Annotated in this window: 11 protein-coding genes; all 11 read right to left on the reverse strand. The window is 63.7% G+C overall.

The window, feature by feature from the left end; genetic code table 11:
* Positions 1-119 precede the first annotated feature (119 nt).
* On the reverse strand, positions 120-458 hold the full coding sequence (locus M3P27_10750) for a gas vesicle protein GvpG (GenBank protein ID MDP9268786.1): 339 nt from the start codon (positions 456-458) through the stop codon (positions 120-122).
* A gap of 67 nt (positions 459-525) precedes the next feature.
* Positions 526-1,515, reverse strand: a complete 990-nt coding sequence (locus M3P27_10755; protein MDP9268787.1) for a GvpL/GvpF family gas vesicle protein — start codon at positions 1,513-1,515, stop codon at positions 526-528.
* A complete protein-coding gene (locus tag M3P27_10760; protein MDP9268788.1) occupies positions 1,481-1,912 on the reverse strand; it encodes a response regulator in 432 nt (143 codons plus the stop codon). The genes M3P27_10755 and M3P27_10760 overlap by 35 nt, the downstream gene beginning before the upstream one ends.
* A 59-nt stretch (positions 1,913-1,971) precedes the next feature.
* Positions 1,972-4,074 (reverse strand): ATP-binding protein, encoded by a 2,103-nt coding sequence (locus M3P27_10765; protein ID MDP9268789.1) that lies wholly within the window; start codon positions 4,072-4,074, stop codon positions 1,972-1,974.
* A gap of 58 nt (positions 4,075-4,132) precedes the next feature.
* The gene (gvpA, locus tag M3P27_10770) at positions 4,133-4,441 is read right to left on the reverse strand and encodes a gas vesicle structural protein GvpA (protein ID MDP9268790.1); all 309 of its coding nucleotides are present in this window, start codon (positions 4,439-4,441) and stop codon (positions 4,133-4,135) included.
* A gap of 24 nt (positions 4,442-4,465) precedes the next feature.
* A complete protein-coding gene (locus M3P27_10775; protein MDP9268791.1) occupies positions 4,466-4,780 on the reverse strand; it encodes a gas vesicle protein in 315 nt (104 codons plus the stop codon).
* A 258-nt stretch (positions 4,781-5,038) separates the two neighbouring features.
* Positions 5,039-5,380: a gas vesicle protein K gene (locus tag M3P27_10780; protein MDP9268792.1), complete on the reverse strand. Its 342-nt coding sequence runs from the start codon at positions 5,378-5,380 to the stop codon at positions 5,039-5,041.
* 100 nt (positions 5,381-5,480) lie between these two features.
* Positions 5,481-6,179: a GvpL/GvpF family gas vesicle protein gene (locus M3P27_10785; protein MDP9268793.1), complete on the reverse strand. Its 699-nt coding sequence runs from the start codon at positions 6,177-6,179 to the stop codon at positions 5,481-5,483.
* A 10-nt stretch (positions 6,180-6,189) separates the two neighbouring features.
* Positions 6,190-6,447, reverse strand: coding sequence for a gas vesicle protein (locus M3P27_10790; GenBank protein ID MDP9268794.1), 258 nt, complete (start codon positions 6,445-6,447; stop codon positions 6,190-6,192).
* A gap of 81 nt (positions 6,448-6,528) precedes the next feature.
* Positions 6,529-7,407, reverse strand: coding sequence for a GvpL/GvpF family gas vesicle protein (locus M3P27_10795; GenBank protein ID MDP9268795.1), 879 nt, complete (start codon positions 7,405-7,407; stop codon positions 6,529-6,531).
* 50 nt (positions 7,408-7,457) lie between these two features.
* Positions 7,458-8,176, reverse strand: a 719-nt coding sequence (locus tag M3P27_10800) for a hypothetical protein (protein MDP9268796.1), incomplete at its 5' end; no start/stop codon positions are given.

Raw genomic sequence — 8,176 nt, forward strand, 5'->3', positions numbered from 1 at the left:
GGCCCACCCCCCACCCGTTATTAGCTGGGCCACCCGCCAGGGGAAGATTGGTCGGGGAGACAGCTGGAAAGGCGGTTCTATGGCAGTTCGTCCCTGAAGGTAAGCGGGGGCAGGTCGCGTTACTTCTTCTCGCTCGGGCCGTAGCCCAGGTGGACATCGACGCCCGAGCCTTCGCCGACCTTGCCACCGAGCGGTCCCCCCTGGGTGGCGGGATCCACGCCCGCCATCTCCATCTTGCGGTGCCGCACCTCGCGCAGCGCGCGCAGGATGGCCGCCTGCTCCTCGGCGTACTCCTCTTCGGTGACCTCGCCGCTATCGAGGCGCATCTCGAGTTCGAGCAGCTGTTCTTTCAGCGGGGCATCATCGACGTACTGCTCTTCCGCCGTCTTCAAAATGGTGCGAAAGACGAACTTGATACCGGCGATGGGCATGAACAGCAGGTCGTCGACCAAGAACATAGTTTCGTTCCCCGTTCCCGGTTTCCTGTTTCCAGTCCGGAGTTCCCTGTCCTTCTCCGGAAACCGGCTATGACGCTGTTCCGCGCTCCAGTTTCAGCCGGATGTTCACGAAGTTATACGGCGGCCACGGTCCGGTGTACTTGAAATTCAGGCGGTCGCCAAAGCGTTGCGCGATCTTATTGACCGCCTCATCGAAATCCGATTCCTTGTCGCGATGGATAAGGAACGCGGCGTTCATGATCATTTTATCGCCGATGGGCTTGTTATCGCGCGACGCCACGCAAACCGGGCGCAGCGCCTCATAGATCTCACGCACATATTCCGCCGCGCGCTCGACCAGCGCTTTATCGATCATGCGGCCCAGCTGCATGCGGGCGAAGTAAGTGGATTGCAAGTGCTTGCGCGTGATCTCCTGATGGAAGCGGTGGATGTCCTCGTGCCCCCGCTTCAACTCCTCGATGATCTGGTCGCGGTCCCAGGTGACCTTCAAGCCGAACTCCAGCTTGTTGGCCATCTGCTTGAGCACATCTTTCAGCGACGGATAGATGGACTTCAGCACTTCGCGGATATCGTCGTCGGTCCGGAACACGGTGCCAAAGCTCATGGGGATGATGGTCTGTCCCTTCATCACCGTCTCGATCACGTGCTCGTGCGCGAGCGCGTTCTCGCGCGTCGGATCGAAGATGAACACCGGACTCTTGCTCACCACGCCGGCGATGTCGCCATGGTGGACGGTGTAGACCATCTCGCCGGAGGCACCCATGCCGATCTTGCCGAACGTCATCGGCTCCTTCGTCGGGATCACGCCATAGACGTAGCGGCCTTCGCTGCCCTCGGTCTGGCCACTGGCCACGAGTTGCGGCCTTTCCGTGCGCGTCAGCTGCGAGGGCTCGAGGGCGTGCACCTCGCGCTCGGCTTCGGTGCCGCGGCGGATCTTGGCCGACGGCACCGCGACCGGCTTCTCTTTGGTCGCGATCTTGGTCGCGATCTTGGGCGCGGGCGCTGCTTTAGGCGCGGCTTTCCTAGTCGGGTTGCGCTTTGGCTTGGTGGGACTCATGCTTCGACCTCACCTTTTGCGAGATAGTAGAGAGGAACTCGTTGATGTCGATGGGCTTGAACAATACCGCGATGCCACCCTGCTCCGCCTTGTCCATCACATCCCGGCTGGCATATCCGGTCACCAGGATCGCCGGGACTTCGGGATGGCGCTGGCGGGCGAAGTCGATCACTTCGAAGCCGGTGTGTTTCTGCTCCAGCGACAGGTCACAGATCAGCAGGTTCGCTGCGTCCCGTTCCAGCGCCGCGATCGCGTCTTTCGACGAGATCGAAGCGGTGACCCGGTATCCCTGCTGCTCAAGGATCATGCGATAGGTGAGCAGCACGGACGGCTCGTCATCCACGACCAGCACGTGCCACTTCGCGTTCTCCTGATCTTTCACCACCGGCTTCTTCATCGCACCTTCTTCATCGCACTTTCTTCATCGCCCATTTCATCTGACTTTCAACGTGACTTTCATCGAACGACGGGCAAATCGATCTTAAACACGGTGCCCCTCTCCAGCTTGCTGCGCACGTGGATACGGCCGCCGTGGTTCTCGATGATGCCTTTCACGATCCACAGTCCGAGGCCGGTACCCTTCTCGCCCTTCGTGCTCACGAAGGCTTCGAAGATGTTGGGCAGGATGTCGGGGCTGATGCCGCTGCCGGTATCGGCGATCAGGATGGTGATCCATCCGTGGATGCCGTCCGCTTCCGGTACATGCCGCGTGCGGATGACGAGCCGGCCGCCATCGGGCATGCTGTCCCGGGCGTTGACCACCAGGTTCGAAAGGATCTGGCGGAACTGGTCGGCGGAACCGACGGCGAGCGGCAGCTTGGCGAGGTCGGTGAGCGCGACCACGCCGTTGCGCTGCAATTGGCGGGTGAACAGCAGCAGGGTGTCTTCGATCACGCTGTTGATGTCCATGGAGCCGGCCTGCTCGCTGGTGCGATACAGGCCGAGCATCTGGCGAACGATGCGCGCCACGCGCTCCGTCTCGCCTTTCAGGATGTCGTAGACCGGCTGCTTCTCCGGCTTCACGCCATCCGCCAGCAGGTAGATGGCGTTCTTGATCGCCTCCATCGGATTATTCACTTCATGCGCGATGGTGCCGGCGAGGCGGCCGGTGGCGGCGAATTTCTCGATCTCGAGCATGCGCCGCTCCACCTTCAGTTGCTCCACCTTGCGCAGCGGTGTGAGGTCGCGCAGCACGCTGACGGTGTAGGCGACCTGTCCGCGGACGTCGTAGATCTTGCCGGAGCGGGCGTCGTACTCTACCTCGCCGCGCGTGCTCGGGCTCCACAACCGCAGCGGCGTATTCTCGCGGTCGGAGAATGAGAAGGTGAACCCCATGATGTAGGCGTCGAGCTTGGCCAGGTTCTTCACCACCTGGGGCTCGATCTTGCCTTCCTTGGCGCGGCCAAACAGCTCTTGCGCCAGGGGATCGAGCAGCACGACCTTGCCCGCCGAGTCGGCCACCACGATGGGGTCGCCCACGTTCTCGACGATCAGGTTCAGGCGGTCGCGGTCCTGGCGCACCACTTCTTCCGCCGCCAGCAGGCGCTCGAAGTTGAGGCGCAATTCTTCGTCGGCACGCCGCAGGTCGGTCACGTTGCGCATCACCGTGACCAGGCCGGTGCGAATACTGTCACGCGTGAAGGTGGGCGTGGTCACCGCCTCGAACAGCAGCTCTTCACCTTCGATCGGATCCACCAGCGTGAGGTCGCGGGAAGCGTCTTCCCCGCCCATCGCCATGGACGATAGCGCCGCGGAGAACAGAAGATTGTTGAGTTCCACCGCCCGCACCAGGCCTTCGGTGGTCTCCTCCGGCAGCTTGAAGAACTGCTCGGCGGCGCGGTTCTGCGTGATCACGCGATGATGCGTGTCCGTCAGGATCACCGGGTCGGACATGCTCTGCATCATGGTCTGCATCTGCGCAATGGTGGTATCCATGTCGCGCATGCGGTTGTAGTAGTGCTCCACCTTGAACAAGCGCGAAAGGTAGCGGTTGGCCAGCTCGATGAGGGCGCGCAGTTCGCCCAGGTCGCGCTCCGATACGGCACCATTCAGCTCCACGCCCACCACGCCGGCGTAGGAGCGCATGTCGCACACCGCGCACGTCTGCCCGCGCAACTGGAAAGGCTGCGGCGTGCTGAAGTTCACCAGCGCGAGACAGTCGGTGCGATGTTTCCGCTCCGCCTCCCAGCACATGGTGCGATTGCGGTAGACCAGCGGATGGCAATACAGCGAATGTTTGGGATTGCTCTGCGGCAGCACCGCGGGCTGCATGTTGTGCAACACGCCCACGATCGGATTCTCGCTGGCATAGACCGTGGTCTGGAACTGCTGGATGAACTGCTTGCCGGCGTTGACCGATTCGGTGGGGACCAACTCGCCCGTATCCGCGTCGAGCGCGGCGATCACGGCGCGCCGAAACCCGAGTGCCATCACCTCTTCCAGCAGGACGGGGAAGATATCTTCCGAGCGCTCGACGTCGAGCAGGCGCAACGCCGAACGGCGGCGTAGCGCCGCGACGCGGCGCTGGGCGGGGAGTTGGGTGACTGTGGTCAGACGCATCTGTGGCGTGGCCATCCTGCGCACCTGCAGATCAGCAGCAAGCGATCAACCACCAGGGCTAGCGACGTGCTGCTCCCCGGCGTGCGGCCGGACGCGGCCGGCGTACCGGCGCTTCGATCTCGACTTCGGCGGCTTCTTTTCCCCTCTCGGCGAGCTGCGGACGCGAGACCAGGCCAACGAGACCAACCGCGTCGGCGTACTTCAGGTACGTGTCGATGGAAGCGACCACGACGCGCGCTTCGACCGTGATCAGATCGATGCCGACCAGCGAGATGCGCACCCACGCATCGATCACGATCCCTTTATCCAGTATGCGATCGAGTACGTCAATAAGACTGGAACCGCCGGATACGCGTTCAACAGCCATCTGAGGGTCCTCCTGAGATCCTGTTTACTTCGTGCGCCGCGCCGTAGCTTTCCGCGGCGCGATGTTTTCCCGGTCGGAAGGCCCAGGCGCCGGCAGATTCCTGCGCTGCGGCGGGCGTGCTCTTCCTACCGTGAGATTCGGGTCGTGCTTCCACCAGTTCAGCCCGATCTGTTCGGCTTTGTCCACCGAGCAGATCAGCAGCCGGATGCGGATGGTCAACAATTCAACGTTCGCCAGCGAGACACGAATGTCCCCGGCAACGACCAGACCTTTGTCCAAGATCCGATCGAGGATGTCGACCAGGTTTGTTGTTCCAGCTACAGTCGGGGTTCGGTCCATGCGCCTTCCGTGGTGGAGCTGTAACCGCTAGCCGCTCTCTTCGGACTGGCCGGACGCGCAACAGGCCGAGACGAGTTGGTCATTCTAGCAGCACTATTTGGAAACTGGCTACGGGGGCCGGGGGGAAACGCCGCGCCAACTTGCGACGTTCTCACTGAATTAGGATGCAGGAAGCCGCTCCTCCCTGCGAAAAAATCTCGTTGTCTGGTGTCGGACCCTGCCCCGCTCCACACCTAGCAGCAACTCTCGTGTTTTCTGCTACTTATCGTCCGATTCTTTCCCGGCGCCCTTCTCCGGCAGTTGGCCACCCAGGTCCCCTACGGCGATTCCCAGGTTTAGGTCCTCCGGCCGCAGCCCGAACTGCTCGCACAGCTCGGTGATCTTCTGCTCCAGCTTCATCAGCGCCTGCCCCATCTCCTCGACCTGCGCATCGGCCAGCGTACCACCTTCCATGCGCCGGATCGCCTGCCGCTCCAGCACCTTCCGCAGCAGCTCGATCAGTCCGAGAACGAGCTTGGCGAGACCTTGCTCCAGCGACTCGGAATCGCAGTCGATGCGCTCAGTCGTGCCGTGGACGGTGTTTTCGAGCTGGCGCTTCAGGTCGCTGACGGCAGAGGTCACCTCGTCGGCGGAGACTTGCCGCGGCTCGTCGTTCTTGGAACGCTCGCTCATGCCGTCTTTCGTTATGGCCGTCTTTCGTTTATGAGGGTGTCGTCAACGCAGCGTCGAGAAACTCGGCCGGCGGCCACGGGCCCGTTACCCGCACCCGCGCCACGCGCACCGCGGCTCCGAGATCCAGCGCGCCGCTGCCGTCAATCTTTTCGATCCTTGCCGCGAACTCGCGCTCTTGCCCGCGGGCTACCAGAGCGTAGCAGCGCAAGCCCGCGCGCGTCTCGCGCTCACGCCACTCCACCGCTAATCCGGCCACCCTCTGCCGCGCCGCCGCCGCCGCTTCGCGCAACGCGCTTTGCGCGTCGCGCCGCGCTTCCAGGTACTCGCGACCGCCGCTCGGGGTCGAATCCTTTTTGGCCGAGTCTTGCTCGGCCGTGACGTGCAGCTCCATCTGCACCATGCCGGTCAGCCGCTCGAGCTCGCGCTCGACCGCCACCGCGTTGCTCTGCAACCACGCCGAGAGCGCGGCGGTATCCGCGAGCGTGGTCGGAAAGCGGAAAGGGACCACCGCTCCCGCCTGGAAGAATGTGTGGACTACGCGATGGAACGCGAGCAGGTCGTCTTTTGCCGCTCCGCCGGCAACGCCGCCTTCCGAATACCAGCACGCGACGCCAGCCTCGCCGCTGGTCACGAAGTCGGCGCGCAGCAACCGGGCTTCGCCCACGCCCACACCCGGCGCGCCGGCGGCAGCCGAGTCCGCTTTCGTCATGCAATAGAGAAGCAGCACGGAGTCGATTCTAATGGCGAGGCATGCTAGCGGGGGCGCGGGTCTTGAACGCGCGCCGCTCCGATTCTTCCACGCTGCGCAGCGCGGTCTCCACCGAGGTCAACACGACGTTCAGCCCGAGATACACCAGGTCCACTCCGGCGATGGAGATCACGATGCTGCCCTGGATGACCACGCCGGAGTTCAAGACGTGGTCGATCACGTCAAGCAACGAGATCTCGAGCTCGGGCGCGGTGCTGGCGACCAGCAATTCGGGATCAGCGGCCATGGTCACTCACAAAATGGTCACTCACAAAATGCTCACCCACAAAATGGTCACCCACAAAATGGTCACCCACAAAATGCTTGCTCACCCACGTTCACTCACAAAGGAATAAGGAGGCCAGGGGCCGGTACATTCGATGCGCCGTTCCGCTCCCCAACGCCGCGCATATCTTCCCAGCACCTCATCCCACTGCTTGCGGTCGTTGCGCCGGACGAGGAACGAAGCCTGCCACTCCAAGCCGCGCTGTCCGCCGGACAGCTTGCCGCCGGGAACCGCGTCGGCAGCGACCTTGGCCAGCGCCTGCGCGAATTCCTTCACCTCTACCGAAAGTTGCGCCGGAGCTGCCGGCTTGAGGATGGCCGCCTTCTGCCGCAGGTAGTCGCGCCCACTCTCCGCCGCAACCGTGGGACGTTCCGGTTCGGACTGAAAGACTTTCACTCCCCATTCCTCGGTGCCGGCGAGGCGGCGTAGCGCGGCTTGCAGATCTTTCTTCCGTCCGGCCACGTCGGCAAACAGCGTTTTTTCGCTGATGAAGACGGTGCCAAAGCGGGCCGGCAGCACGGTGTCGCGGGCAGAGAGTTCAGCCACCACGCGCTGATGGCGCACGCTTGCCTCCGCCAGCCAGTCCAGGTTCTCGATGTTGCGCTCCAGTTCGTCGCCGAACTCGTGCGCGTCCACACGGCTGATCCAGCACGTGAGGCCGGAGCTGGAGACGGCCTCCACGCTCACCACGCCATCCACGCCCGGCGCGTGCGGGGGCGACTGCTGGCCGCTGCGCGCGATGCCGTAGAGGTAGAGGACGCGCCCCACGGCCTGCGGCGGCTTCTTCGCGATTGCGCTGCTGATGGATGCCTTGCGGATGGACTTCTTGCCCGCAGATCTCTTGCCGGCGGACTTCTTGCCGGCGGACTTCTTGGTGCGCCCGCGCGGCTGCGCCCGCTTGCCCGCTTTTCGGTGGGACACGGATTTGCGCACGTTCTTCACGTAGTCTTCTTCACGCGGCTTTCTGGTTTCTAAGCAAGTCGCCACAGTTCGCGGGTGAAAGTCTCGAGCCCTTTGCGCCCGTGGATCTCGTGGCCGAAGTCGCGCACCACGAAAAGGTCCGCGCTGCCCGCGCGCAGGCGTGCGAGTGTCGCCAGTTGCCAGGCACGCGCCCGCTCCAAGCGGCGGCATCCGGCGGCATCGTCCGGAAAGATCACGCGATTCACGAAGACGGCCGCCGGCGCCACTTTCAACTCCGCCAGCGCCGCGAGCAGCCGCCGCGTCTCGCGATCGGGCAGCGGCTCGGCGAGCATCACCACCCAGAGCCGCACCCGCTTGGCATCGCGCAGCATTTGGGACAGCTCGCGCACGCGTTGTCCGATGGTCGCCACTTCCACCGCGATCTCGCGCGCGAGCGGTAGTGTACGGTGCGATGCCAGGCTTTTCAACAGCAGGCGCGACCACAACAACATGCGGTCGGGCATGCGCAGCAGGTCGAGCGCGTGCCCGGTCGGGGCCATGTCGATGATCACTTTTCCCTGCTTCGCGGTGACCAGGTCCAGAATCCTAAAGACGGCGAACAGCTCGTCCACGCCGGGCGGCACGATGTCGAGCAGCGCGGCAAAGATCTCGCGGTCGAGCGTCATGTCCACATGCACGCCCCGGACGTCGGTCTGGAGCGCATCATCGAGCTGGCGCTTCATGCGCAGCGCCCACTCGCGGAATCCACTCACCGCGTCGAGCTCCATGG

It is taken from the genome of Acidobacteriota bacterium, assembly GCA_030774055.1.
In the GTDB taxonomy this organism is placed as follows: domain Bacteria; phylum Acidobacteriota; class Terriglobia; order Terriglobales; family Acidobacteriaceae; genus JACPNR01.

Coding starts and splice junctions, on each gene's coding strand:
- M3P27_10750 (MDP9268786.1), bottom strand. CDS start 458: ATGTTCTTGGTCGACGACCTGCTGTTCATGCCCATCGCCGGTATCAAG.
- M3P27_10755 (MDP9268787.1), bottom strand. CDS start 1,515: ATGAGTCCCACCAAGCCAAAGCGCAACCCGACTAGGAAAGCCGCGCCT.
- M3P27_10760 (MDP9268788.1), bottom strand. CDS start 1,912: ATGAAGAAGCCGGTGGTGAAAGATCAGGAGAACGCGAAGTGGCACGTG.
- M3P27_10765 (MDP9268789.1), bottom strand. CDS start 4,074: ATGCGTCTGACCACAGTCACCCAACTCCCCGCCCAGCGCCGCGTCGCG.
- gvpA (MDP9268790.1), bottom strand. CDS start 4,441: ATGGCTGTTGAACGCGTATCCGGCGGTTCCAGTCTTATTGACGTACTC.
- M3P27_10775 (MDP9268791.1), bottom strand. CDS start 4,780: ATGGACCGAACCCCGACTGTAGCTGGAACAACAAACCTGGTCGACATC.
- M3P27_10790 (MDP9268794.1), bottom strand. CDS start 6,447: ATGGCCGCTGATCCCGAATTGCTGGTCGCCAGCACCGCGCCCGAGCTC.